This window comes from Arthrobacter sp. JCM 19049, assembly GCF_001310435.1.
The window spans coordinates 1-900 of record NZ_BAXF01000709.1; the positions used below are offsets into that span (position 1 = coordinate 1).

At 67.6% G+C, this 900-nt stretch carries 1 protein-coding gene and 1 pseudogene; one reads left to right on the forward strand and one right to left on the reverse strand.

Annotation, left to right across the window (positions count from 1 at the left end):
• Positions 1 to 410 (forward strand): aldehyde dehydrogenase family protein (locus tag JCM19049_RS15685; protein WP_279403386.1); only part of this gene is annotated, 410 nt, incomplete at its 5' end.
• A 68-nt stretch (positions 411 to 478) separates the two neighbouring features.
• On the opposite strand, the pseudogene JCM19049_RS15690 reads toward JCM19049_RS15685, so the two are convergent.
• A pseudogene (locus JCM19049_RS15690) lies at positions 479 to 900 on the reverse strand (class I SAM-dependent methyltransferase); the annotation flags it as partial.

Genomic DNA, 900 nt, shown 5'->3' on the forward strand with positions numbered 1-900 from the left:
CCCGGCCGGTGGTGGCCGGGCCGATCACCGGGCGGGTCATCGCCCCACACGTCTTCGCGGAGGTGACCTCGGAAATGGAGCTGTTCCGCGAGGAGATCTTCGGGCCGGTGGTCGGCATTACCCGGGCGGCGGATGAGGCCGAGGCGCTGCGCCTGGCCAACGACACCGAGTTCGGGCTCTCCTCGGCCGTGTTCACCAGCGACATCGAGCGCGGGGTGCGTTTTGCCCGCGGCATCAAGGCCGGGATGACGCACATCAACGACATCACCGCCAACGATGAACCGCACGTGATGTTCGGCGGGGAGAAGAACTCCGGGCTGGGGCGCTTCAACGGCGAGTGGGCGATCGAGGAGTTCACCACCGACCACTGGATTGGCGTGCAGGGCACCGCCAAGAAGTACCCGTTCTAGCGTTCCAATAAACACCAGCACTCCGGGGCGCACCTTCAGCTAAGGTGCCGCCGTCAGTGCGTTGTTGCCTAGTTCCACGCCCGCGCCTCGAACACCATGATCGGCTCGTGTCCCCGGAAGGCGTGCGCCGCCAGGTGCCCCATACCGCGCTGACCTTGAACCCCGCCGCGTGCAGCTGCCGTGCCAGGGTGGACCGGTCGCGGAAGGTCAGCAGCGTTTCCTGCCCGATCCTCTCCGGTGGCCAGAAAGTGGTTGTCGAATCGCAGCAGGACCCGCCCATGGCCTTGTTCGGTGACAGTGCACCGTTCCGCCAGCGGTCCGTGCGGGGTGTGCCTGATTTCGGGTTCCTCCTGTCCCCAGGTTTCCCAGACCCGCGCCGCGGGGTTCCGGGATTCGAAGGCCCGCACCGCCCCGGCAGCCGCCCGGACGCGCAGGTCCGACAGGGTCCGCTGCCACTGTGGATCGGCAATGTGCTGGGCAACGTTGCCCG